This is a genomic window from Mesorhizobium sp. LMG17149, from assembly GCF_024518695.1.
Lineage (GTDB): Bacteria > Pseudomonadota > Alphaproteobacteria > Rhizobiales > Rhizobiaceae > Mesorhizobium.
Genome location: NZ_JANIFL010000004.1, coordinates 368,355 through 393,206, shown reverse-complemented (window position 1 = coordinate 393,206; position 24,852 = coordinate 368,355). Strand labels below are relative to the sequence as shown.

Here is a 24,852-nt window from a genome sequence, read left to right as displayed (position 1 = left end):
AGGTAACAGCAGTTCGCATCCAGTTCTCCCCCAAGTTAAGGCCTGACCTTACACGGCAACTGCCGGTTTCGCATCCTGTCGCACTGAGTTTACCTGCGGCTGATCGAGCCAAACAAATACTCCCCAGAATGAGGAAATTACTATTATGGCGCATGGACTTCTACGACCCCGTGCGTGCCGCGCCTAATCTGGCGGCGTCCATTCTCTCCCATCGACCGCTGATGACGATTCAGCCCAAAGATTAGAGAAATCGGACGTCCCTTCTTCACCGGGTGAAGTGGGACCAACACCGCCCACGGGCGGGAGGAAGCGTCCTTGACCGAAATAGAGAAGCGCAGCGGAGCAAGCGACAGTGGCCGGGACTGATCTTAGCCACTGTGGCATTCCTTCCGCGTATTCTTTCCAAGCTACGCCCACGGCGTCCTCGAATGGATTGGGTCTGACTGAAGACCGCCTTCGCTTCTCTTAGTCTCGATCGTCTTCCCGTAACGACGTCGCTGCGTTCTCTTCCCCTGGTCGCTGCGCGTCCATTCCTCGGCGGCCCAAGAAAGCCTCGCGCCGCCGTTACTTCGTTTCAGCCCCTTCGGGATGCAGACCGATCGTCTCCGGCCTCGCGACCACCATCGAGAGATGGGTGCGGCCCGAGAAAAACAGATGGAACCACCACGATGGCTACGGTCGGCACATTCTCGCGCACCGCGAACGGCTTCTCCGGTTCGGTCAAGACCCTCAACCTCAACGTCAAGACTGTGACGTTCTCTCCGGTCGATGGCGACAACGAAAAGAGACCCGACTTCCGCATTTTCGCTGCCGCCCCGAGTTCGGGGCGGCCCTGGAAGAAGACCTCGCGCGAGGGCCGCGACTACCACTTCGTCAAGCCCAACTTCCCCGCTCCGATCTACGCGAGCTTGGTCGAGACCGACACCGGGGGCGACTTCTCGCTCATCTGGTCACGACGCGCCGCGGAGTGGTCCGTCAAGCACTAAGCCCCGCCGCAAGGCGGGGCTTTGTCATGTTCAAGTCCGCCGATGCCTAAGCTCTGCCAGCATGAAGTCAAAAAAATGAGGATCCGAGGCCCAGGCGATGTTGACGCGGATGCCTGCCTTGGCAGGTTGGCGCTCCGGCGAAAACACGGTACCAGGTGCGATAAAAATCCCCTGGCGAGCGCCTTCCCGGGCGAGGGCGATGTCATCGACATAGTCGGGAAGCTCCAGATAGACGTAGTATCCACCTGTCGGCTCGGCAAAGAGCTTAAGACCCATCTTCTGAAGGCGGGGAACGACCGTCTCGGTGGCCTGCTGCACACGCTGCGCCAAACGCTTGAGGTGGCGCCGATAGTGACCTTCACTGATCAATCCATGGATCAACCGCTCAATGTGTCCTGAGCTGTTGACTGTCGTCAGCATCTTCAACTCGGCAAGGGAAGCGATAAGGTCGGGGCGCGCGGCGATATAGCCGCAGCGCAGGCTGGCCGACAACGTCTTGGCAAAGGTGCGCACGCAGATGACGTTCCGCAACTGGTCGAGAGGCGCAAGGCCAACGCCACGGACCGTCGGCAGGTCGACGAACGGGTCGTCCTCGACCACCAGCATGTCGCAGCGCGCGGCGATCGTCAGGATCGAGTGAGCCGTCGGCAGGTTGGTCGAGCTGCCGGTTGGATTGTGCGCAAGCGATTGTGTGAAGAACAGCTTCGGACGCTCGCGCTCGGCCTTGCCGGCGAGATCGTCGAGGTCCGGACCGGTCGGCGTCCGCTTCACGCCGATCATGCGGATCTGCGCCAGCTTCAGCTTGGCGAAAAGCGGGTAATAGCCGGGGTCGTCGACCAGCACGGTATCGCCGGCGACGAGGAAGCGGCGTATGATCAGGTCCAGTGCGTGGTTGGCGCCGAATGTCAGCAGGATCTGGTCCGAGCTCGCCTGCACCTCGCGCTCCATGAGGTCGAAGGCGAGGCGCTCGCGCAGCGCCGGCAGGCCCATCGCCGAACCATAGCCGTCACTGCTGGACCTCTGGTGCCGGCCGAGCAACCCGAGATGGCGCCGCACTTCCGATTCCTCCATCCATGAGGCGGGCGGCCGCCCGTCGCCGACGCGGATCGAAAAGCTCTCCTCCAACTGCGCATTGAGCAGCGAGGCGATGTCGACCGCTTCCGCGACATGGCGGGGACGCTCGCTCGGCGTCTGCCGGCGACGCTCGGCGACCATGAAGCCGGCGCCGGGCCGCGAAAACGCGATGCCCGCGGATACCAGCCGGTCATAGGCATCGACGATGGTGTTCTTGGAAACGTCGAATTGCTCGGCGGCCTTGCGTATCGACGGAAGCTTGGCGCCGACGGTAATCGAGCCGGTCTCGATGCGCCTTCTGATCTCTGCCGCCACGGCCTCGGCGCGCGTCATCCCAGAACATCCTCCGATGGGCTGCGTGCCCTGATATGGACTGGTACAGTTTGTCGCTGTTTCCTGTAGCTGTACCTTGATAGATGGTATCAGTTAAACGATAGCTGCCTCAACGACAAGCATTCGCAGGGAGGCGATCGTGATGGTGGCTGTCCAGGACAGCGGTGTCGAGCCGCGGCTGAATTCCCGCATCGAGAAATTCCGCGACCTGTCGCCGGCCGATCGCCTGGCGACGGTCGGCGACGCCGCTCGTCTTGGGCAGGCGGATCGCGATGCCTTGCGCGGCGGCGTCCTGCCGCTCGATCTCGCCAACGGCATGATCGAGAATGTGGTCGGCACCTTCGAGATTCCGCTCGGCGTCGCCACCAACTTCACCATCAACGGTCGCGATTACCTCATCCCGATGGCGGTGGAAGAGCCGTCGGTGGTCGCCGCCGCCTCCTACATGGCGCGCATCGCCCGCGGTTGCGGCGGCTTCGAGACATCGAGCACCGCACCGATCATGCGGGCACAGGTGCAGATACTCGGTCTGTCCGATCCGCACGGCGCACGCGCCAGGCTGCTGTCGGCCCGCGACCAGATCATCGCCGCCGCCAACGAGAAGGACCGGGTGCTGATCGGCCTCGGCGGCGGCTGCCGCGAGATTGAAGTGCAGGTGTTCGAGGAGACGCAAGTCGGACCGATGGTGGTGCTGCATCTGCTCGTCGACGTGCGCGACGCGATGGGCGCCAACACGGTCAATACCATGGCCGAGGCAGTCGCACCGATGATCGAGCGCATTTCGGGCGGCACCGTCCGGCTGCGCATCCTCTCCAACCTGGCCGACCTCAGGCTGGCGCGGGCGCGGGTGCGGCTGACGCCGAAGGCACTGGCGACGAAGGAGTTCACCGGCGCGCGTATCGTTGCCGGCATCGTCGAGGCCTGTTCGCTGGCGATCGTTGATCCTTACCGCGCGGCCACGCACAATAAGGGCATCATGAACGGCATCGATCCAGTCGTCGTCGCGACCGGCAACGACTGGCGGGCGATCGAGGCCGGCGCCCACGCCTGGGCGGCGCGCGGCGGCCGTTATACGTCGTTGAGCCGCTGGGAGACCGACGCCGCCGGAAACCTCGTGGGGACGCTGGAAATGCCGATGGCGCTGGGCATGGTCGGCGGCGCCACCAAGACGCACCCGGCCGCGCGCGCAGCGCTGAAACTCCTCGGCGTGACGACGGCGCAAGAGCTTGCCGAGGTCACCGTCGCGGTCGGGCTGGCGCAGAACATGGCGGCGCTCAGGGCGCTGGCCACCGAAGGCATCCAGCGCGGACACATGGCGCTGCATGCCCGCAACATCGCCATCGTGGCGGGCGCGAGCGGCGCGAATATCGATACGGTGGCAAAGGAACTTGCGGCGGATCACGATGTGCGCGTCGATCGCGCCAGGGAAATCCTGCTCAGACTGGGCAAAGAGGAGACCTGAGCGGTGAGCGAGGCGGCCGCACACGGAAATCAGGCTCGGCTTTCCAGCCTGCTCAAAAGCCAGGAAGGCATCGTGCTGGTGCTGGCGGTGCTGGCCTTCGTGCTGTTCTCGTTGCTGCTGCCGTCCTTCTTCAGCCCCGGCAACATCCTAGCCCTGATCAGAAGCGTCTCGATTCTCGGCATCCTGGCGCTGGGAATGGCGCTGGTCGTCATCGCCAGGGGCATCGATGTCTCGATGATCGCAACGATGGTGGTGTCGGTGTCCTGGGCCTTCGTGATCGCCCGCTCGGGCTATTCGCTGGAATTCGCGCTGCTGATCGGCGCGCTGTTCGCGGTGGTCGCCGGCGTGCTGATCGGGATGCTGATCGCTTTCGGCGAGGTCGCGCCGATCTTCGCGACGCTTGCCGCCGGCTCCGTCATCTACGGCCTTGGCCGAACCTTCTTCTTCACGCTGGAGATGCAGAATGTGCCGCCAGGCGCCGAATGGTTCTCGCTGATCGGGCAGGGCCGCATCCTCGGCGTCCCGGTGACGGTGGTGGTCTTTGCCATGCTTTGCCTGGCGCTGCATCTGGTGCTCAGCCGCACGCGGTTCGGCTGGCAGACCTATGCCATGGGCAACAATCCGGGCGCCGCCAGGATCACCGGCATTTCCAACCGGCCGATGATCGTCGCGCAATATGCGATCAGCGCGCTGATCGCCTACGGCGCCGGGCTGGTGCTTGCCTCGTCGGCGTCGGCGATCAACGCCCGGCTTTTCAATTCGACGATGATCTACGACATCCTTCTGGTCGTCGTGTTGGGCGGCATCGGCCTGAATGGCGGCCACGGCAAGGTTCGCAACGTCATTCTGGGCACGATCTTCGTCGGCATCCTGCTCAACGGCATGACGATCATGAACATCGCCTACACGATCCAGAACCTGGTCAAGGGCGTGGTCCTGCTTCTGGCCATCGTCATCGACTCGCTCGTCAACCCACGCGACGAGCAGACGTCCCAGCAAGGGGATCTCTGACACCAATTTCAACGCCGAAATGCAATGGGAGGAAACCATGCGACTTCTGAAAACGACAAAGTGGCTGGCCGCGGCCTGCATCGCGCTTGCCGGTATCGTCACCGCCAGCGCCCAGGACAAGGGCCTGGAAAATCCGCGCTCGACGACGTTCCACAAGACGCTGGAAGGCAAGAAGGTCGTCTTCCTGCCGCTGTCGATGGGTTTCGACCTGACCGAAGGCTGGGCGGCGGTGATGCGCCAGCAGGCCAAGCGCCTCAAGTATGATTTCGAGATCCGCGACCCCGCCTGGAGCACCGACGCGGGAACCCGCGCGCTGCAGTCGCTGATCAGCGAGAAGCCGGACCTGATCGTCGCGCACAATCCCGACATCCAGTCCTACGCCCGGTTGCTGGCTCAGGCGCAGGCCGCCGGCATCAAAGTTGTGCAGATCAACCTGGAATCGAACACCCAGACCGATTCGTATGTCGGCGCCGACTGGACCGAGATCGGCGAACAGGCGGCGCAGGCCGTGGTCGACAAATGCAGCCCCGGCAAGGGTGCTTCGACCAAGGTCGCTATCGACACCGGCGTGCCGACGGCGGCATCCGACGTGTTCCAACTCGACGGCATCTACCGTGTCTTGAACCAGCATCCCGACATCCAGGTCGTTTCGCAGCAGGCCACCGAATACAATCCGGAAAAGGCGCGCTCGATCATGGAGACCGTGCTGCAACAGCATCCGGATCTTTGCGGCGCCATCGGCATCTGGGACAATCAGGACACCGGCACGGCGTCTGCGATCCAGCAGGCCGGCAAGGGCGACCAGGTCTTCCTCGTCACAAGCGGCGGCGGCAACAGGGTCGGCTGCGAGAATGTCGAGAAGGGCCTGTTCAATCTCTACATCAGCTACAACGTGCCGCTGCAGGGCGAAATCCTGAATGCGGAGATCGCAAGGCTGCTGCTCTCCGACGGTACCGCCGGCGAGACCAAGACGCTCTATTTCAATCCGCTGACGCAGATCACCAAGGCCAACGTCAACCAGCGCAATTGCTGGACGCTGGACGATCTGAAGTAGGGAATCCTGACTTATGGCCACCAGCGATGCGCTTTCACGGCTGCGGTACCGGCTTTTGCCGGACCGCCTGTTCGGCGAATTGCTGACCAAGAGCTGGATCGACAACGTCATTCCGGCATTGGCGCTGGTGGTCACGATCCTCGTCATGACGTGGATCATCCCTGGCTATTTCTCGGTCGGCAACCTTACCGATCTCGCCCGCCAGGTGTCGGAATTCGGCCTGATCGCACTGGCGCTCACCATCGTCATCCTCTCGGGCGGCATCGACCTCTCGGTCGGCTCGATGTTCGCGCTATGCGTGCTTGCCGCCCTGGTATCGATGAACGTTGCCGGCCTGCCGGTCGGCGTGGCATTGATCGCGACGCTAGCCACGGGCCTCGTCTGCGGGCTGCTCAACGGGGTGCTGATCGGCTATCTCAGGCTGCGCGCCTTCATAACCACTCTGGTGACACTGGTCATCTACCGGGCGCTCTACGACATCATCTTTCCCCGGCTTGCCAGCGCGATCGTCGGCTCGATGCCGGTCTCCCCGACCTGGGACCTGATCGGCTTCGGCACCTTCTACGGCCTGCCCGTCTCCTTCGCCATTTTCGCCGTCATCGCCCTTGGCGCGCATATCGTCCTGTCAAGGCTAAGGCCAGGATGGCGGTTGCGCGCCGTCGGCGGTGCGCGCCGCTCCGCCTACAATGCCGGCATCAACGTCAAGCTGACGGTTTGCCTCGCCTATGTCGCATCGGGCCTGCTGACCGCGATCGCTGCCTTTCTGTTTTCCGCCCGGCTCGGCAGCACCGGCGCCGACACCGGCATAGGGCTGGAGATTTCCGTATTGACCGCCGTGGTGCTTGGCGGCGTTTCGCTGGGTGGCGGCCGCGGTTCGGTCGGCAATGCGGTGATCGGCTCCATCCTGGTGCTGATCCTGACCAGCGGCCTCATCCGCCTGTCGATGCCCGGCTCGGTCAACCAGCTGATCCTCGGTCTGGTGCTGATCGCCGCCGTGCTGTTCGACGCCAAATGGGTGAAGAACCGCGGCAAGCTGTTGAGCAAAGTCTATGTCTCGCCGACCTATCTGAAGCTGCCGAATTTGACGCCGCCGACCGGAACCGACGTGCTTGCCGTCAATGACAGGCTTGGCGCGGCGGAGCTCATAGGGCTTGGCGCGGTCGAAGGTCCCGAGGACGTCGTCCTCGACCGCGACGACAATCTCTATACCGGTACGCGGCACGGTACGATCGTCCGTTTCCTCGTGCCCGACTATGCGCGCAGCGAGGTCTTCGCCCGTATCGGCGGTCATCCGCTGGGGCTGGCCTTCGCGCCGAATGGCGACCTGCTCACCTGCGTCGGCGGCATGGGCGTCTACCGCGTCTCGCCGGACGGGACGGTGGCGAAGGTCACCGACGAAACCAATCGCAGCCTGCTGTCGGTGATCGACGATTCGCGGCTGAGGCTTCCCGACGATCTCGACATCGCGCCGGACGGGCGCATCTTCTTCAGTGAAGCGACGATCCGCTACGAGATGTCTGAATGGGCGGTCGATGCGCTGGAGGGCAGGGGCAACGGCCGGCTGATCTGCCATGATCCGAGGACCGGCTCGACCCGCACCATATTGCGCGGCCTGATCTTTCCCAACGGCGTCACCATTTGCCGCGACGGCCAGTCGCTGCTCTTTGCCGAGACATGGGCGTGCCGCATCAGCCGCTTCTGGTTCGACGGACCGGACAAGGGCAAGCGTGAAATCTTCCTCGACAATTTGCCGGGCTATCCCGACAATCTCAACCGCGGCTCCGACGGAACCTACTGGATCGCGCTGCTCGGCATGCGCACCAGAACCTTCGATCTCGCCATGCGCAAGCCGGGTTTTCGCCGCCGCATGGCCAAGCGGATCGCCGCCGACGAATGGCTGTTCCCCAACATCAATCGCGGCTGCGTGCTGCGCGTGTCGGAAACCGGCGAGATCATCGACGCGTTGTGGGACGAGGCCGGCGAAAACCATCCCTCGATCACCTCGACCTGCGAGCACAAGGGCTGGCTCTATCTGGGCGGCGTCTCCAACAACCGCATCGGCCGCGTTCGCATCGAAGGCGCCGATCCGCAATGGACGGCGCATGACGATTACTGGGGGAAGCGCTGATGGCGGGGTTTGGCACGTTCGTCCGCCGGCTGTTTTCGGCTGATGATGCCGGCATCAGCGTGCCGGCCATGGACGGCGTCTTCAAACCGGACAACCGTCTGGAAGAGGCGGAGCGGCTGCTGTCGCTTCCCGCCATCGACAATCTCGTTGCGTCGCCAGCGAGACTGCTGTGCAGCAGCGGCAACACGCTCTTCCGGATCGACCTTGGGAGAGCGGGCGCTTCGGCGGTCGCAATAGCGGAGTTCGCGGCGCCGATCAGCTTTGTCGCATCCGCGCCCGATGGCCGCCTTGCCGTCGGCATCGAGGGTGAGGGCCTGCAAATCGGGCAGCCGGGCACCTGGAGGCGCATCGGCTTGTCAGGCGGCGTGGCGTCCTGCCTCACCGCCGGGCTCTTTACCGTGGATGGCTCGCTCTACCTGTGTGTCGGCTCGCGCAAGCATCCGGCGCGCGACTGGAAGCGCGATCTGATGGAGGGCGGCAGCAGCGGCGTCGTGCTCGCCATCGATCCGGACAGCGGCTCCCAGCGTGAGCTTGCAGCCGGATTGGCATTTCCCAACGGCGCGGTCGTGCTCGGCAACGGCCGTCTGGCGATCAGCGAAAGCTGGCGCCATCGTATCGTCGCCCTTGATCCGAAATCCCCCCATCCGGTGGCGATCCTGGAAAATCTGCCGGCCTATCCGTCGCGCCTGTCACCCGCTTCCGATGGCGGCTTCTGGATGGCGCTGTTCGCGCCGCGCCGCCAGCTTCTCGAACTGGTGCTGCGCGAGGACGATTATCGCCGCGAGATGATGGCGACGATCGATCCCGGCGAATGGATCGGGCCGGAACTCGCCGGATCGGCGCGGCCGGACCAGCCGCTGAGCCAGGGCTCGGTCCGGCAGATGGGCGTGCTGAAGCCGTGGGCGCCATCGCGCTCCTACGGCCTCGTCGCGCGCTGCGACGACAGCGGCCGGCCCAGCGAAAGCTGGCACAGCCGCGCCGACGGCAGCATGCATGGCGTCACCTCCGTCTGTGAGCATGGCGGCAGCGTCTACGCCGCCTCGCGCGGCTCCGGCACGCTGCTGCGCCTGCCCGGCGCGACATCCGGTGGAGCCCGGCATGGCTGATCCCCACGCGGCCGAGATCGTCCGGTTCCGCAAGGCCACCAAGGCGTTCGCCGGCAACGCGGCGGTGCGCGACGTCGATTTCACGCTGCGGCAAGGCGAGGTCCATGCGCTGCTCGGCGAGAACGGTGCGGGGAAGTCGACGTTGACCAAGGTGCTGGCCGGCCTCTACCCGCTGACGTCGGGCGAGATGCTGATTGACGGCAAACCGGTTGGCTTTTCCTCGCCCGCCGATGCCATGAAGCACGGCATCGCCATGGTGTTCCAGGAAACCAATCTCATCCCGTCGATGAATGTCGCCCAGAACATCTTCCTCGGCGAGGAGAGCTTCTTCAACCGGTTGCGCGGCATCAACATCAAGGCGCAGCAGCATCTGCAGCGGCTGAACTTCCATGTCGAGCCGACCGCGCTGGTGTCGACGCTCGGCGCCGCCAAGAAGCAGATGGTCGAGATCGCCCGCGCGGTTCACCACAAGGCCCGCATCTTCATCTTCGACGAGCCGACGGCGACGCTGACGCCGGAGGAAAAGCAGCACTTCTTCGCCCTGGTCGAGCGGCTGAAAGGCGAGGGCGCTTCCATCATCTTCATTTCACACGCGCTGGAAGAGGCGCTGTCGATCGCCGACCGCATCAGCGTGCTGCGCGACGGCGCGCTGATCGTCACCGACGATGCGCGCAATCTCACCCGCGAAAAAATCGTCCAGGCGATGGTTGGCCGGCAACTGACCGATGCGCTCTATGGCGACGATGCCGCCAAACGCGTCGCGCGCCGCCCGGGCGAAAAGGTGCTGGCGCTCGAGAACGTCTCGATGGGTAAGGCGGTGCGCAGCGCCACGCTGTCGGTCTTTGCCGGCCAGGTGACCGGGCTGTTCGGCCTGGTCGGTGCCGGCCGCACCGAAATGATGAAGATCGCGGCGGGCGTTTTGAAGCGTGACTTCTTCCATGGTGGCCGCATCACGCTGCGCGGCGAGGTGGTGCACTTCCGCGTGCCACGGCAGGCCGTGCGGCGCGGCGTCGCCTATATCACCGAGGACCGCAAGCTCGACGGCCTATTCGACACGATGGACATCGCCCAGAACGTATTCCTCGGCAAGCTGGCCAAAGGCTCCAACCCGGTCTCGGTAATCGGCCTTGGCGAAGCGCGCCGGCAATCGGCCGAATGGATCGAGACGATGAAGGTCCGCACGATCGGCGCCAATGCTCGGGTGGTCGAGCTTTCCGGCGGCAATCAGCAGAAAGTGGTCATCGCCAAATCGCTAATCCAGGCGCCGTCGCTGATCATCTTCGACGAGCCGACGCGCGGCGTCGATGTCGGCGCCATCGCCGAGATCCATCAGATTATCGAGCGGCTTGCCGATGCGGGCGCGGCCGTCGTCGTTATTTCGTCCTATCTGCCTGAAATCCTCAATCTGTCGGATCGCATCCTGGTGGCGCGCCAGGGCCGTATCGTCGAGGAGATGACCATCGACGAGGCCTCCGAAGAAAAGATCATGTATGCCGCCGTCCATTGAATCGCCCGGTGGGGATCGGCAGGCCACGATCGTCGAAGTCGGTCCGCGCGACGGCCTGCAGAACGAAAAGCGGCTGGTCTCGACCGGGCAGAAGCTGCGCCTGATCGGCATGCTGGCCGATTGCGGCTTCGCCCGCATCGAGGCGACGGCTTTCGTCTCGCCGAAATGGGTGCCGCAGATGGCCGATCATGATGAGGTCATGCGGCGCGCTGTGCGGCGTCCGGGGCTTATGCTGTCCGCGCTGGTGCCCAACGAGCAAGGTGCGCGGGCCGCGATCGCGGCCGGCGCGCAGGAACTCGCGGTCTTCACCAGCGCCTCCGAGACGTTTTCGAAACGAAACACCAATTGTACCATCGAGGAAGGGCTGGCTCGTTTTGTGCCAGTGATCGCGCTGGCCGCCGAGCATTCCTTGCCGGTGCGGGGCTATGTCTCCTGCGCCGTCGATTGTCCCTATGAAGGCCCGATCGAACCCGGCGCCGCTGCGAGAGTCGTCGCGCGCCTGCGCGATCTCGGCTGCGCCGAAATCGCCGTTGCCGACACGATCGGCAGGGCGACACCCGAGCGCGTGCATGCCATGGTGCTGGCAACCCTCGAAGAAGCAGAGGCTGCGCGGCTGGCCGGGCATTTCCACGACACCGGCGGCCTGGCGCTCGCCAACGTCGATGCTGCCTGGGACCTCGGGCTCAGGGTGTTCGATGCCGCTGCCGGCGGGCTAGGCGGCTGTCCCTACGCGCCCGGTGCGGCCGGCAATCTTCGCAGCGGCGCGCTGGTGGCGCGCCTTGCGTCGAAAGGGATTGCCACCGGCATAAATCGCGAATTGCTGGCCGGCATCGAAACCATGCTTGCCGAGGGTAAGTTTTTCGCCGAGCCATAAAGCCACGACAACCCCCGCAGCAAGTTTGCCTGAAATCAGTGCCGTCCCGATCTTCGGGGCTGGCGTCTCGGAAAATGCGACACGAGCTATATATTGCTGCCTTGGCTGCCCGCTCGGCTTTAGCAAAATTTGACGAGGCATCGAATTTTTGGCGCGCGTGCCGCCCTTGTTGTTAACGTCAGTACCAATGCCCCGATCGCCTTCACACCGAATGGAGAGTGTCGGCGATCGTTCCCATCAGGTTCTGCATGTCGATCCGCATCGACTGATTGATCGCTTTCGGCCCGAAGAGGTCCTTGTACAGTTCTACAATCAGGGACGGACTGGGCTTCCTGGAAGCTTTTCGAACTTTGCGTCGCGCCTCAGCCCCGTCAGGAAGTCGATGCCTCCTCAAATTTTCCCCAATACCGAATCTAAGTGACAATTTGTCCCATAAGCACTCGCACCTCCGTCGAGACCATTCGCGAACTACATTCTCGGTTCAACACGCAACATCTCTTCGCGCGAGTGACCGGCCTCTCAAGCACCGACCTATCGCTGATCCGCTGCAGCACTCTTTGCGGCCATAGCCGATCCGTTGTAGGCGTGCATCTGTGCCAGCTTCGCCATGCGCTGGGCGGCTTCTGCGAGCGCCGAGCAATGCTGCTTGAAGTTTTGCTCTATGATCTGACCGTAGGGTCCCGTAAGTCCCACCGCGTACATCACCTCACCGCTCGTCGGCCTTATCGGAAATGCGATCGAGCCCAAGCCCGGAACATGCTCGGCCAGGTCCATGGCATAGCCCTGCTGCCGAACCTCCGCCAATTCCCTGGTCAACTCTGCGATCTTCGTTTTAGTCCGATCGGTATAGCTGCGCAGCTCGGTCGCCAGGATCCTGTTCACGGTCTCCTGCGGATGAAACGCAAGGATCGCCTTGGCCGAAGCGGTCGCATTTACAGGCATGGCCATACCCGGCATGACATAGGTCCGGACCGGAGTATCGGGCGCGACGCAGGTGACCGAGCGCACCTCGGTACCGTCGAACTTCGACAGGAACGCCGACTGGCCGGTGCGGTCGGCCAAATCCTGAAGCGGTCGCTGCGCGAGCGTCGTCAGCCAGCCGCTATCCGGAGACATCTGTAGCAGCTGCAGCAAGCGATCGCCGAGGCGGTATGTCCGATTGCGAACGCTCTCGGCGGTGATCATCCCGCTTTCGATCAAGGCATGCAGCAGCCTGTTGATCGTGGTTTTGGGCAGTCCAAGCGTCGTTTCGAGCTCGATCGCCGTCAAGCCATGCTCGAACGGCGCGACCGTTTCCATGATCGAGATGTAGCGCTCGAGGGGACTGTCCTTGGCGCTCGGCTTCTTCGATTTCGTATTCAAGGGCACCTACGCCGATCTGACAATTGCGACTGCAAGAAGGTTATCGTTCAAAACAGACGTGAGGGGCAAGGTCGGTCTCTCGTTATCCCGCCGCGCCTCGAGTCCGAGGGGCTCCGTAGAATAGCCGAACGGCCGCACGCCCTCGGCTGTCGGGCTCCGCCAGGTAACCCGAACCCGAAACCTCCTCACGAATAATACCGAAATTCGGTATTATTTCCATTTTATGGTCCCCTCGATTGACTCGCAAGCCAAATCCTGATTATCGGGATAAATACCGATTTTCGGAGGAACTTGAAATGGCTGAACTCCCGCGTGTGACCTACTCGAACATCGGGGTGGATTTTTCCCCTGTTCACGCTCACCTCGATGCAATGATCCCGGATTTCGAGAAGAACACACTGGGTCGCGAGTGGTCGACGCCGTTTGCGACTGGCGCTCGGAAAGAGATCCTGAGCCCTATCGACAAGAAGATCTCTCTCGGCAAGTTCCCGGTTTCAACCCCGTCAGACGTCAAGTCCGCGATCCAGGCAGCCCGGGCCGGCGCGAAGACCTGGAACCGTTCGACGCTGGACGATCGCCTTGCATTCGGCGCCCGCTGGCGAGAGGCACTGGCGGAGCGGAAATATGACCTCGGTTTGGCGGCGCTCTACGAGATCGGAAAGTCCCGCATCGAGGCAGTCGGCGAAGCCGAGGAATGCCTCGACATGGTCGAGTACTACGCATCGGAGATGAAGGCGAACAACGGGTTCGTCCGGCCCATGAACGTGTTGGTCGAAAACGAGACTGCTACGAGCGTCATGAAACCCTATGGCGTCTTCGCGGTCATCGCTCCTTTCAACTTTCCGCTCGCCTTGTCGATCGGCATGGTCACGGGTGCGCTGTTGACAGGCAATGCGGTGGTCTACAAGCCGTCGCCGGGTTGCGCGCTGACCGGACTGCTGATTGCCGAAACGCTTCGCAAAGCGGGCTTGCCCGAAGGTGTTTTCAACATCGTGCTTGGCGATGGAGAGGTGGGGCGCCTTCTTGCCACCGATAACGGCATCGACGGCGTTGCATTCACCGGCTCCCATAAGACCGGCATGAGCATCTTCCGTCATATGGCAACGCTGCCCCACATGAAGCCCGTCATCGCCGAAATGGGTGGCAAGAACCCCGCCTACGTGACGAGCAAGGCCGACCTCGACCGCGCGGCGCAGGGGGTGGCGCGCTCCGCTTTTGGCCTGCAAGGCCAGAAGTGCTCCGCATGCTCGGTCGTGTATGTCGACGAGAAGGTCAAGGCGGAATTCATCGAGAAACTGGTAGCGTTCGCTGGAAAGCTGGTGGTCGGAGATCCTCGTAAGGCCGAGACCTTTATGGGCCCTGTCTATGGCGACGCCACAGTCGGCCGTTTCCAGGCAGCGCTGTCGGAAGTCGAGGGCAAAGGCAAGGTGCATTTTGGGGGCGCCGCCCTGGGCCAGGGCTTTGCGAACAACTACGTCCTGCCGACGGTGGTCGAACTTGATGGTCCGGGCCGGCTGACCCGCGACGAACTCTTCATGCCTTTCGTGGTCGTCCGCGGTTTTGATAGTCTCGATGCCGCGATCGAAGAGGGCAACGACATCGCCTACGGATTGTCGGCCGGCATCTTTACCAACGACCAGAAAGAGTTGCGTCACTTCCTCGACACCGCCGAAGCGGGGGTTCTCTATGCCAACCGTGCGAGCGGCGCAACGACGGGTGCATGGCCAGGCGCGCAGCCATTCTGCGGCTGGAAAGGCACCGGGGTCAGCGGCAAGGGCGGTCTCGGCTCCTGGTTCCTGCCACAGTACCTGCGCGAGCAGAGCCACACGATCATGACCAAGTGATCGAAAGAGGTCGCGCCCTCGTCGCGGCCATCCAAGACTGTGTCCTTCATCGGTTTACAAGATTATGCGCCACTATCCAGATTCAATGCCGAAGTCCCGCGAGATGTTCGAACGGGCCCGCAAGGTCATGCCGGGAGGAAACACCCGGACAACGGTCTTCATCGACCCGTTTCCGATCTATGCCCAGCGCGGCGAGGGCTGCCGCGTCTGGGACGTCGATGGAAACGTCTACTACGACTGCATCAACAATTTCACGGCCATGATCCATGGCTACGGCCATCCCGCCGTCACGGCCGCGGTGGTGGACCAGATGCCCCGGGGATCGGCTTTCGGAGCGCCCACCGAGAGCGAACTTGATCTTGCTGAACTGTTGGTGGAGCGCCTTCCGTCAGTCGAGCAGGTTCGCTTCGCCAACTCCGGCACGGAAGGCGTCATGATGGCGATCAAGGCGGCTCGGGCGTTCACCGAGCGGTCGAAGATCGTCAAGATCGAAGGTGCCTACCATGGCTCCTACGACTTCGCGGAAGTCAGCCTGGACAGTTCGCCCGCCAACTGGGGCGACATGCCTGCCTCAACGGCATACGCGAAAGGCACGCCGAAGGGAGTTCTCGATGATGTCATCGCGGTGCCGTTCAACGATACGGAGGCGCTGCGTGCCGTCTTCGACGCGCATGGCGACACGATAGCGGGTGTTCTGATCGACCCGATGCCGAACCGCGCCGGACTTATTCCCGCGCGAAAGGATTATCTCGACGCGATGGTCGAGATCGCTCATGCCGCCGGCTCGCTGGTGATCTTCGACGAGGTGATCTCGCTCCGCCTTGGCTATTCGGGGGCGCAGGGCCTGTGGAGCATCACGCCCGATCTGACGGCTCTCGGCAAGATCATCGGCGGAGGATTCCCGGTCGGCGCCGTCGGCGGCCGCGCCGACGTGATGGCGGTGTTCGATCCAACACGAGGCAAGCCCGCATTGCCGCATGGCGGCACCTTCACCGCGAACCCGGTGACGATGCGAGCCGGTCTGGCGGCGATGCGCGCGTTGACCCCGGCTAGCTTCGCGCATCTGGACGCTATCGGCAGCCTGCTTCGCGAGGGCATCACGGCCTCGCTTGCTCGCCATGGCCTCAACGGGCAGTGCGTCGGTCTCGGCTCGCTCTTCAAAGTTCATTTCACGGCGTTGCCGATCACGGACTACCGGTCAGTCTATCCGGGTGCGTCCGAACGCATGAAACTCGACCTGTTCCACAAGGGTCTGCTCGACCGCGGCGTGCTTTCGGCGAGTTACGGACTCTTCGCGCTTTCCACCTCCATGACCGAGGAAGACGCACGCGAGATCCTTTCCGCAATCGACGGCGCCCTCGCAGCAATCGCTCCGAAGCAATGACGTAGCGCGTCCAGCGCCGGATCCATCCGGCACGGGACGACGCAGCAACAGATGGAAGTCACATGACAGCTTCTCCTCACGTCGTCGTCATCGGTGCGGGTACCCTCGGTATGTGTTCTGCGCACGCGCTCGCGGAACAGGGCGCTCGCGTCATCGTCATCGACGCACAATCCATTGCGTCAGGATCCAGCGGCCGCTCGGTCGGGGTCGTTGGGACACAGCTCACGGATCCGTTCGAGATACAGCTGCGCATGCAATCGGTGCAGCGCGTCCGCCGGTGGCAAGAGCGCCTCGGTCTCGGCTTCAGCCCTATCGGCTACCTGCGTCTGGCGCGCACCTCCGAGCAGATGGAACTGTTCGCCCGCTCGGTGGAGATCCAGCGCGATGCCGGCTTCAGATCCAGGGTCTACCAGGCGAACGAGCTTCAGCAACTCGTGCCGCACTTGAGTTCAGATGGGCTCGAAGGCGGCATCTTCGGGCCGGACGACGGCTTCCTCGATCCCCACGAAATGTGCACGCTGCTGGCGCAACAGGTGAAGAAGCTCGGCTCCGAGGTTTTCCAGTTCCGCAAGCTGCTTGGTGCCGCGCGGACATCCGGTGGCTATCGGTTGGACACCAGCAAGGGGCCGATCGGCTGCGACTTCGTCGTGAATGCGGCAGGCGCCTGGGCGCCACGCGTTGCCGAGATGCTCGGACAGACGCTGCACATCCACCCGGAGCGCCACGAGGCGCTGACAATCCACTTGGACGCGCCGCTCCCGTACACAATGCCGATGGTCATGGATCTGGTGAACGGGCAGGGCACCGGACTCAACTTTCGGCACGAGAAAGCGAGCGAGCTCATCGCCGAGATACACAAGGTAAGTTCGCCGTCGCCCGAAGATCCGGACAACTATAACGAGCAGTGCGAGGAAGGGTCCAAGGTCATGCTGGCCGAGATGCTGATCGAACGCCTGCCTGATCTGCCGGGCGCCCGGCTCGGCCGGGGCTGGGCAGGCCTCTACCCTGTCACCGCCGACCACCGTCCCTATGTCGGACCAGTCGATCAGTCGGAGCCCGGTCTGATCACCGCGGCCGGTGCGGGCGGCTACGGGATTCAGCTTGCGCCGGTGATTGGGCTGATCGTCGCAGACTGGGTGCTCAAGGGCTCTCCCGCATCGATCCCAGGCACCGAAAGTCTCGCTCCAACTCCGGAAAGAAACGTTCCGGGCACACATACTGCGGCGGCTTGACCAGTGGGACACCGGCGTTAGCGCAAGGACAAAGAAGCCATGCCCGAGGCAGAAAATATCGTACGCATCAAGAACATCAACGTGATCTATGGCGGCCATCACGCCGTGAAGAACGTCTCGCTCGACATCACGCGCGGCGAGGTCGTGGCGATCGTCGGACCCAGCGGCGCGGGGAAGAGCACGCTGCTGCGCGCGATCAACATGCTCGAACAGCCGTCATCCGGCACCCTTGAAGTGGGTGCCATCCGGTTTTCGGTCGACCGCAATCTGTCCGCCGGAGAGCTGCTGAGGCTCCGACGTTCCACCGGGATGGTTTTCCAGTCCTTCAACCTGTTTCCGCACATGACCGTGCAGCGCAACATTTCGCTGCCGCAGATGCGGGTTCTGGGGCGCACCAAGGAGCAGGCGGACGCGCGCACCGCCCAATTGCTCGAACGCGTACACCTTACGGACAAGGCGCAAGCCTATCCGGCGCGCCTGTCGGGTGGCCAGCAGCAGCGTATCGCGATCGCACGCGCCCTGGCTCTTGACCCCAAGGTGATGCTCTTCGACGAACCCACGAGCGCCCTGGATCCCGAACTCGGGCTTGAGGTGTTGGCCGTGATGCGCGAGCTCGCCCAGGAAGGCATGACAATGATCATCGTCACGCACGAGATCGCCTTTGCCGCAGACGTCGCCGACCGCGTAATCGTCATGGCTAATGGAGAGATCATCGAGCAGGGTCCGCCTGATGCCGTGATCCGCAATCCGTCGTCGCCCCGCACGCGGCAGTTCTTCCGTGCCGTGGTCGATCGCAGATGATCGACCTGCTGGTTTCACTGCTCAGAGGCGTTCCGGCCACGCTGCTGGTGACCTTCGGCGCTTTCGGAGTCGGGGCCATCGCAGCCATGCCGCTGGTGCTGATGCGACGTTCCCGGTTGCTTCTGCTAAGCGCGCCGGCGCGCCTATACATCGACGTTGTCCGAGGAATCCCGCCGATCGTCTGGCTGTTCATTATTTTCTTCGGATTGGGCAGCGGAGTGATCGTTCTCAGTTCATATCAGGCTGCCATCCTGGGCATGGGGTTGGTATCAACGGCCTATCTCGCTGAAATCTATAGGGGTGGCTTCCTGGCCCTCTCGAAGGGCCAGCGGGAGGCGTCCACGGCGCTCGGTATGTCGCGCCTGGATACGCTGCGCTATATCCTGGCGCCGCAGGTCCTGCGCGTCTCGGTTCCACCCATGGCGACCTTCCTTGTTAGCCTGCTCAAAGACACGACCGTGGCCTCCACGATCGGTGTCCGCGACGTGATGATGTACGCATCGCAGCAGGCTCAAGGCGGCGGCGGCAGCTTCGCGCCGTTCATTTTCGCCGCGCTTCTCTACATCGTGCTGTCCATACCCGTTGTCGTGTTGGCACGCGCCGTGGACGGGCGGCTGCGCTCAAGGGGGCAAGCGAAATGAGCGAGATGCTGGCTAACTGGCTGGACTGGTCGCCCCAGCTTTTCCAAGGAGCTATTGTCAGTCTTCAGTTGGCGGGCCTGGCGCTGCTGTTCGGATTGCCTATCGGCCTCGTTCTTGCGCTTGCCTCTTCCTCTGGAAACAGGCTCGTCCGCTATTTCGCGGTGGTATTGGTCGAGATCGGGCGTGGTGCGCCTGCACTCGTCGTCCTGCAGATGGTCTACTATGGATTGCCTGCTTCCGGGATGACCGTAAGTGCCTTCACCTCTGGCGTGATTGCGTTGGCGCTAACGACAGGCGCCTACACCAGCGAGATCCTTCGCGCCGGTCTGAACGCGGTTCCGCATTGTGAGATCGAGGCGGGCTGGGCGCTCGGCATGACCCGCCGGGACATCCTGCGCTTCGTAGTGATCCCCCAAGGAATCCTGTTCGCAATACCCGCACTGATGGGCTTTGCCATTCTCATCTTCCAGGCGACGGCCCTTACATACACGATCGCCATCCCCGAACTTCTGGCGCGCGCCTATCGCGTGGGTGCGGCCACCTACCTCTACCTCGATGTCCTGATCTTGGCGGGCCTGTTCTATCTCGCCATCACCGTCCCGTTCGGGTGGCTGGTCTCGTACACCGAACGTAGGCTGGGCAGCCATCTCGGCTGACCTGCAATCAAAAACCATCAATGTCAGAGGAGAGCACAGTGAAAAATTGGAGTAAGATTATCTCGGCCGCGGCCATTGCTACGGCCTTGGGTGCCAGCGTCGCGTCCGCACAGGATTGCAAGCCGCAGCACGTTTTCGAAACCGTGTCAGCGGGCAAACTCACAGTCGCGCTTACCAACACCGCTCCGTATTCGCTCGAAAAAGACAGCGGCATCGCGGGTATCGACGGCGATCTCGTGAAGCGTTTTGCCAAGGAGAACTGCCTGGAGATCGCTTATGAGATCTTCACATATCCAGGCGCGGTTTCCGCAGTTCAGTCGCGGCGCGCGGACATCGCGCTTGGCGGCTTCTATCGTACCGCCGCCCGCGCGAAGGTCGTCGCTCTGTCTACGCCGGTCTATCTCGACCAACTGTCCGTCACCTCGACCAACGGCATTGATACTGTCGATGGTCTGCTGGGCAAGAAGGTCGGCACCGTTGAAGGATATTTATGGGTCCAGGACATGGAGAAGCTTTACGAAGGCTCCAAGACCTATCCGTCGTCGCTGAACCTCGCGCAGGACCTTCATGCCGGTCGTATTGAGGCGGCGCTCGACGGCTTCGGCTCCGCTGTCATTCAGAACGAAGGACAGAATTATAAGGTAAATGCGCTGAAACAAGATCCGCGCATCGATGCGACCATGAACCCGTCGCAGACCGCCTTCCTGCTGGACAAGAGCAACGAGGATCTTGCGAAGGCCGTTGACACGTCCCTAGAAGCTTACCGCAAGGATGGCGCGATCGCGGAAGCGCTCAAGGCTTACGGGCTTGATCCGTCAGCCGCAGATGTCGGTGACGCCCGCGTCATCGAGTAAGCCGCTGGTATGAAGGGCCGCTCCGCCTGTGCCCCCCGTTTTTAGGAAGAAAACCGGGTGAGGCGGGCGGCCTGGACGTTTGCTGCGCGGCTGCGACCCGAGCGTGTGCTAAATGCCTGCCGTCGACTACGTCGCCGCCGATGCCTACATCAATTCGGACGCCGGCAGGATCATGGCCTCGCCGGGCGACCAGATGTCGATTGAACCGCAGGACCCAGCCTGACGAATGGGACGTGGCAGTGCTGGTCGATTGGCTTCAGCCCGAGACACTGGCGACTGTCAGCTCGCCGACCTCATCCAAGGCGAGGAGCTTCTCTCGCTTTACGCCCGTTCCTGCTGTGCAGAGCAGTGCCGCTGGCTCGCACCTTGGCTATAGAGCTTCTATCAACGCGCAGTGTGCATGATCGCATCTGTGGGGCGCGGGAGGTTTCGAGGGGAACACGATCTGGCATTTGAAGTTTGCTCCTAGGGCAGCGCCTGCTTTGACGAGCTTCGCCAACTCAAGTCTTGCGCCCTTCCGAGAGAAGATTGTCGCCGGTAGTGACGAAGAGCGCGAAAACTTATTGCGCAAGCTTGACTGCGGCGCTGGCGCACCGGCGGAAGTCTGCTGTTCGGGCTTCGTGCTGGCCGTTGCTCGCGCCAACCGTGGCTAAGTTCGCCGTCCCATCCACTCTTCACGCCGTTCAGCATCGAACGCCTGCCGACCCTTCGCGGCCCATAGATCTCGTGCATGCTCGCCTTCAGCGCTCTGCAATTTGTCGGCCGCCTATCCCGCTGGTTGCCTTTGCCAACGAGGCCAAGCCTCTTCAGGGCGATCCGCGCGAGGTCAACCGGTTCGACCTTGACGGGCAGCCCGTGCACCGCAGCGGCATGAGCCAGAATGAGTTTTACGAAACCGATGTCGATGCCTAGCGTCACCGGTCCAGCACCTTGGGCAGCCCGGTCACGGCCGAAACGAATGAGCCGCTCGCGATCGAGAGCCGCGATGTTGCACTTGCCGAGATGTCTTTGGAACAAAGCGAGGGCCGCGGCCTTGGAGCAGCGAGGGGACTTGCCTACATCGCACATGTCGTCGATATGAAGGTCGATGAGTTCGCCGAAGGTTTTCAGGCGCGCTGTTCGAGACTTTGTCGGTGTCTCACCGCGACGACTTGGCGCTCGGTTTCGTCGCCCAGCGGCGTGCGTCGTCTCGGCGCAGGAAGGTTTCGCTGACGTAGCGACCTTTGCGACGGACCTGGACACGCCAGGACCCGGACGAGAGCTTTGTGTAGGTGGCCATTTTTTCGTGTGCGCTCCGTGTGCACTGAGAGCGTGGCGAAAAAGGGTCGTATTCTGACGTAAATTCGTCTGCACTCGGCAGGTTCTAACGATTTGATGTTAAAGAAAAAATGCTGAAAAATCAAGATCATAAAGTGGCCGTGGCCCCGATGATGGACTGGACGGACCGGCATTGCCGGTTCCTCCACCGCCAGCTGACAAGCCATGCGCTGCTTTACACCGAGATGGTGGTGGCCGACGCGGTCATCCATGGCGCGCGCGAGCGGCTGCTCGGCTTCGATGCGGTGGAACATCCGGTCGCGCTGCAGCTCGGTGGCTCGGATCGTGAAAAGCTCGCCGAGGCTGCCCGCATTGGCGAGGCCTTTGGCTATGACGAGATCAACCTCAATGTCGGCTGTCCGTCAGACCGCGTCCAGTCGGGCACGTTCGGTGCCTGCCTGATGAAAGTGCCGGACCTCGTCGCCGGCTGCATCGCGGCGATGAAAGCGGCGGTGAAGATCCCCGTGACCGTTAAATGCCGTATCGGCGTCGACGAGCAGGATCCGGAGCCGGCCCTGGATGCGCTGGCGGATGGGGTTTTCGATGCCGGCGCCGACGCGTTGTGGGTGCATGCACGCAAGGCGTGGCTGGAAGGGCTGAGTCCCAAGGAAAACCGAGACATCCCGCCGCTCGATTACAGCAGAGTCTATCGACTGAAGGCAAAAAAGAATAACAAATTCATAGGTCTAAATGGTGGAATTCAGTCGATTGAAGAGGCGCAGAAGCATCTCGGTCATGTCGATGGCGCGATGCTTGGCCGCGCCGCCTACCACACGCCCGGCATTCTGGCCGGCGTCGATGCCGCTTTCTACGGCGTCCAGTCCGAGCCGTTCGATTTCGCCGCGCTGATCGATGCGATGGCGGACTATGCGGCACGCCATATCGAGCAGGGTGGGCGGCTTGGCCATGTCACCCGCCATATGGTCGGACTGTTCCATGGCCTGCCCGGTGCGCGCCGCTACCGGCAGATCCTGTCCACGGACGCGACAAAACCCGGGGCCGGCCCGGACGTGCTGAAGACGGCTTACGCGGCCGTCGAGTTCGGTGGCGCAGCAGCCGAAGCGGCTTGAGCTTCGGGGATCAATCCCTGAGGATCATGCGGTCGCCGCGCACGTCAAAACCCGACAATGAACCGATGAAGTTCATGCCGAGCAGGCTCTGGCTGAGCATGCCGGGTGCGGCGATCATCACTGACATATCCCTGCGCATGATGCCGCCGATCGCAATCTGATCGGTTTTCACGGCCGCGGCGCGTGCCATGCCGTTGGCGGTCGAAACCGGTATGGTGTAGTTGAGCGCCGCTGGATTGAATCCGGCGGCCTGCGCATCCTGCGACGTCAGCACGGTGCTGGTTGCGCCGGTATCCACCACGGCCCGGACCGGGTTCCCATTGATCAGGATGCGCGCTTCGAAATGGCCGTTGTCCGCCTTGTCGAGCGTCACCGTGGCGTGGCCGTCCTCGACGCCAAGCGCAAGCGGGCTGCCGGGAACAAGGCCCGCGGTCACCCGGCTGGCGACATCCTGCAACTCATAGCGATACTGGTAGCCGGCGATCAGCGCGAGTGCGATCGCCGCCCAGGCGCCGAGATTGCGGGCCATGGCGCCCAGGGGTCGGCCCGAGCGAAGCAGGCCGGCGCCGATAAGGGCGCCAAAGGCACCGAGCCAGATCAGCCGGCTGAAATCGTTGTTCTCGACGCCGAGCGTGCTGCCGGCGGAATCATTGAGCATGAGCAGGACTGCTCCCACCCCGATCGCGGCCATCAAAATCCAGAACAACCGGCTCATCCGCACCTCACGACGGCGCGTCGCGTTCGCGCGCCATACGGGTGCGGCGAGTTTCCCGGCGCGGCCGGCGTTCGACCGTCTCCAGCCGGGCCGGCAATTGCGCCATGACGCTGCGGCGCGTTTCCGTCGTCATCCCGATCCAGGCGCCGATTTCCTCGCGCGTGCGACCGCAACCGAAACAGAAGCCGGTTTTCATGTCGATCGAACAGACCAGGATGCACGGGGATTCGATGGCCGTCATGACTTTCTCTTGGGCTTCCATCCGGAATCCCTTGTTCCACCTCCACATGGTGCAATGGCAAAGCCAATGCAAGCCCTCGCGATTGCGCCCTTCGGGGCCGGCTTTGCGGCAAATGCAGGCCCATCATCCCGGAGGTTGTGCCAACCCCGCAAGGCGGCTATGCCGCTCACCAACTCCAGGGAATGATCGATAACAAGATGACCAGCGCACTGCCTTTCGACGATTTTCGCAACCTGTTGGCCAACCTGCCACCGGCCGACACGGCAGCCGAGACCCGCGTGCGCACGCTGTTTGCCAAAGCCGATAAACCAGGCAATTCGCTTGGCCGCATCGAGGACATCGCCGCCTGGTTGGCCGGCTGGAGCGGGCGGGCTCCGCCCGCGGTGACAAGACCACTGATGGCGGTCTTTGCCGGCAATCACGGCGTCACGCGCCACGCCATATCGCCACGGCCGGTGGCGGCGACCGCCAACGCGGTCGAACTTTGCGCCGCGGGAGGTGCCGCGGTCAACCAGATCTGCATTGCCTACGATCTCGGGCTGAAGGTTTTCGATCTTGCCCTGCATATCCCGACCGCCGACATCACCGAAGAGGCCGCGCTGGACGAGCGTGGCTGTGCCGCCACCATGGCCTTCGGCATGGAAGCGATCGCCGGCGGCACCGACCTTTTATGTCTCGGCGATCTCGGCGTCGGCAACTCGACCGTCGCCGCCGCCCTGTTTGCGGCACTGTTCGGGGGCGGGGGCGCCGATTGGGTCGGCCCGGGGTCGGGCGCCGATGCGGCGATGCAGGCACGCAAAGCCGACGTGGTCGATGCGGCGCTGGCTTTTCATGGCGGCCATCTCGGCGACCCGCTCGAGGCGCTGCGCCGGGTCGGTGGCCGTGAATTCGCGGCGATCGCCGGCGCCATCCTTGCCGCGCGGATGCAGAAGATCCCGGTGCTGCTCGACGGATTGGCGGCGACGGCAGCCGCAGCGGTACTGCATGGCGTCAATCCCACAGCGCTCGAGCATTGCCTTCTGGCCAGCCTGTCGCCGGAACCCGCGCATGCACGCGCCGCCCAACGGCTAGGGCTGCGCCCGTTGCTTGATTTGGGTATCAGCCATGGCGAAGGGGCAGGGGCCGCCCTTGCTGCGGGGCTGGTCAAGGCCGCCGCGCTGACCAGTTCGGGCATGGCAGCTGCGGTACGTGGCTAGAGTC

The 24,852-nt window shown here is 63.1% G+C and carries 21 protein-coding genes and 2 pseudogenes; 18 read left to right on the top strand and 5 right to left on the bottom strand.

All coding sequences use genetic code 11. The features are described 5' to 3' along the window. The first annotated feature begins 668 nt into the window (after positions 1-668). Entirely contained in the window at positions 669-986 is a 318-nt protein-coding gene (locus tag NP945_RS11180) for a DUF736 domain-containing protein (protein ID WP_256746371.1), read from the top strand. Positions 987-1,016: 30 nt separating this feature from the next. Here NP945_RS11180 and NP945_RS11175 read toward each other — a convergent pair whose 3' ends face one another. After that, positions 1,017-2,393, bottom strand: a complete 1,377-nt coding sequence (locus tag NP945_RS11175; protein ID WP_256746370.1) for a PLP-dependent aminotransferase family protein — start codon at positions 2,391-2,393, stop codon at positions 1,017-1,019. A gap of 142 nt (positions 2,394-2,535) precedes the next feature. On the opposite strand from NP945_RS11175, the gene NP945_RS11170 reads away from it, so the two are divergent. Genes NP945_RS11170 through NP945_RS11140 form a run of 7 tightly spaced genes read left to right on the top strand, consistent with a single transcriptional unit; the run spans position 2,536 to position 11,535 of the window. Continuing rightward, a complete protein-coding gene (locus tag NP945_RS11170) occupies positions 2,536-3,855 on the top strand; it encodes a hydroxymethylglutaryl-CoA reductase, degradative (protein WP_256746469.1) in 1,320 nt (439 codons plus the stop codon). A 3-nt stretch (positions 3,856-3,858) separates the two neighbouring features. Then, entirely contained in the window at positions 3,859-4,866 is a 1,008-nt protein-coding gene (locus NP945_RS11165) for an ABC transporter permease (protein ID WP_128308858.1), read from the top strand. Positions 4,867-4,903: 37 nt separating this feature from the next. Next, the gene (locus tag NP945_RS11160; RefSeq protein WP_164749005.1) at positions 4,904-5,920 is read left to right on the top strand and encodes a sugar ABC transporter substrate-binding protein; all 1,017 of its coding nucleotides are present in this window, start codon (positions 4,904-4,906) and stop codon (positions 5,918-5,920) included. A 13-nt stretch (positions 5,921-5,933) separates the two neighbouring features. Further along, positions 5,934-8,048 carry an SMP-30/gluconolactonase/LRE family protein gene (locus NP945_RS11155; RefSeq protein WP_256746369.1) on the top strand — a complete coding sequence of 705 codons (2,115 nt, stop codon included), beginning with the start codon at positions 5,934-5,936 and terminating at the stop codon, positions 8,046-8,048. Continuing rightward, a complete protein-coding gene (locus NP945_RS11150; protein WP_256746368.1) occupies positions 8,048-9,154 on the top strand; it encodes a strictosidine synthase family protein in 1,107 nt (368 codons plus the stop codon). The genes NP945_RS11155 and NP945_RS11150 overlap by 1 nt, the downstream gene beginning before the upstream one ends. Further along, positions 9,147-10,661, top strand: a complete 1,515-nt coding sequence (locus tag NP945_RS11145) for a sugar ABC transporter ATP-binding protein (RefSeq protein ID WP_127380145.1) — start codon at positions 9,147-9,149, stop codon at positions 10,659-10,661. Before NP945_RS11150 ends, NP945_RS11145 begins: the two co-directional genes overlap by 8 nt. After that, complete coding sequence (locus tag NP945_RS11140; protein WP_256746367.1) at positions 10,645-11,535, top strand: hydroxymethylglutaryl-CoA lyase; 891 nt, start codon at positions 10,645-10,647, stop codon at positions 11,533-11,535. Before NP945_RS11145 ends, NP945_RS11140 begins: the two co-directional genes overlap by 17 nt. Before the next feature lie 531 nt (positions 11,536-12,066). Here NP945_RS11140 and NP945_RS11135 read toward each other — a convergent pair. Beyond that, positions 12,067-12,903 carry an IclR family transcriptional regulator gene (locus NP945_RS11135; RefSeq protein WP_256746366.1) on the bottom strand — a complete coding sequence of 279 codons (837 nt, stop codon included), beginning with the start codon at positions 12,901-12,903 and terminating at the stop codon, positions 12,067-12,069. A gap of 230 nt (positions 12,904-13,133) precedes the next feature. Here NP945_RS11135 and NP945_RS11130 point away from each other — a divergent pair, with 230 nt between their 5' ends. From NP945_RS11130 to NP945_RS31985, 8 genes and pseudogenes are all read left to right on the top strand, one after another. Further along, positions 13,134-14,741, top strand: a complete 1,608-nt coding sequence (locus NP945_RS11130; RefSeq protein WP_206622063.1) for an aldehyde dehydrogenase family protein — start codon at positions 13,134-13,136, stop codon at positions 14,739-14,741. A gap of 103 nt (positions 14,742-14,844) precedes the next feature. Continuing rightward, on the top strand, positions 14,845-16,125 hold the full coding sequence (locus tag NP945_RS11125) for an aspartate aminotransferase family protein (RefSeq protein WP_256746365.1): 1,281 nt from the start codon (positions 14,845-14,847) through the stop codon (positions 16,123-16,125). 62 nt (positions 16,126-16,187) lie between these two features. Then, positions 16,188-17,357, top strand: a complete 1,170-nt coding sequence (locus NP945_RS11120; RefSeq protein ID WP_256746364.1) for an FAD-binding oxidoreductase — start codon at positions 16,188-16,190, stop codon at positions 17,355-17,357. A gap of 39 nt (positions 17,358-17,396) precedes the next feature. Beyond that, positions 17,397-18,158, top strand: a complete 762-nt coding sequence (locus NP945_RS11115; protein ID WP_127270696.1) for an amino acid ABC transporter ATP-binding protein — start codon at positions 17,397-17,399, stop codon at positions 18,156-18,158. Beyond that, positions 18,155-18,799, top strand: coding sequence for an amino acid ABC transporter permease (locus NP945_RS11110; RefSeq protein ID WP_127270812.1), 645 nt, complete (start codon positions 18,155-18,157; stop codon positions 18,797-18,799). Before NP945_RS11115 ends, NP945_RS11110 begins: the two co-directional genes overlap by 4 nt. After that, positions 18,796-19,455 (top strand): amino acid ABC transporter permease, encoded by a 660-nt coding sequence (locus NP945_RS11105; RefSeq protein WP_127270814.1) that lies wholly within the window; start codon positions 18,796-18,798, stop codon positions 19,453-19,455. The genes NP945_RS11110 and NP945_RS11105 overlap by 4 nt, the downstream gene beginning before the upstream one ends. A gap of 38 nt (positions 19,456-19,493) precedes the next feature. Then, positions 19,494-20,309 (top strand): ABC transporter substrate-binding protein, encoded by an 816-nt coding sequence (locus NP945_RS11100; RefSeq protein ID WP_164895707.1) that lies wholly within the window; start codon positions 19,494-19,496, stop codon positions 20,307-20,309. Between the two features lie 376 nt (positions 20,310-20,685). After that, positions 20,686-20,881 (top strand): annotated as a pseudogene (locus NP945_RS31985) (DUF932 domain-containing protein); the annotation flags it as partial. A gap of 77 nt (positions 20,882-20,958) precedes the next feature. Here the strand turns inward: NP945_RS31985 and NP945_RS11095 are convergent. After that, positions 20,959-21,072, bottom strand: a pseudogene (locus NP945_RS11095) (conjugal transfer protein TraD); the annotation flags it as partial. Positions 21,073-21,697: 625 nt separating this feature from the next. Here NP945_RS11095 and dusA point away from each other — a divergent pair. Beyond that, entirely contained in the window at positions 21,698-22,696 is a 999-nt protein-coding gene (gene dusA / locus NP945_RS11090) for a tRNA dihydrouridine(20/20a) synthase DusA (RefSeq protein WP_256746363.1), read from the top strand. Between the two features lie 10 nt (positions 22,697-22,706). Here dusA and NP945_RS11085 read toward each other — a convergent pair whose 3' ends face one another. Beyond that, positions 22,707-23,411 (bottom strand): TIGR02281 family clan AA aspartic protease, encoded by a 705-nt coding sequence (locus tag NP945_RS11085; protein ID WP_127270820.1) that lies wholly within the window; start codon positions 23,409-23,411, stop codon positions 22,707-22,709. Positions 23,412-23,418: 7 nt separating this feature from the next. Continuing rightward, a complete protein-coding gene (locus NP945_RS11080; protein WP_256746362.1) occupies positions 23,419-23,652 on the bottom strand; it encodes a DUF1289 domain-containing protein in 234 nt (77 codons plus the stop codon). Positions 23,653-23,849: 197 nt separating this feature from the next. On the opposite strand from NP945_RS11080, the gene NP945_RS11075 reads away from it, so the two are divergent. Next, entirely contained in the window at positions 23,850-24,848 is a 999-nt protein-coding gene (locus tag NP945_RS11075; protein WP_256746361.1) for a nicotinate-nucleotide--dimethylbenzimidazole phosphoribosyltransferase, read from the top strand. Positions 24,849-24,852 lie beyond the last annotated feature (4 nt).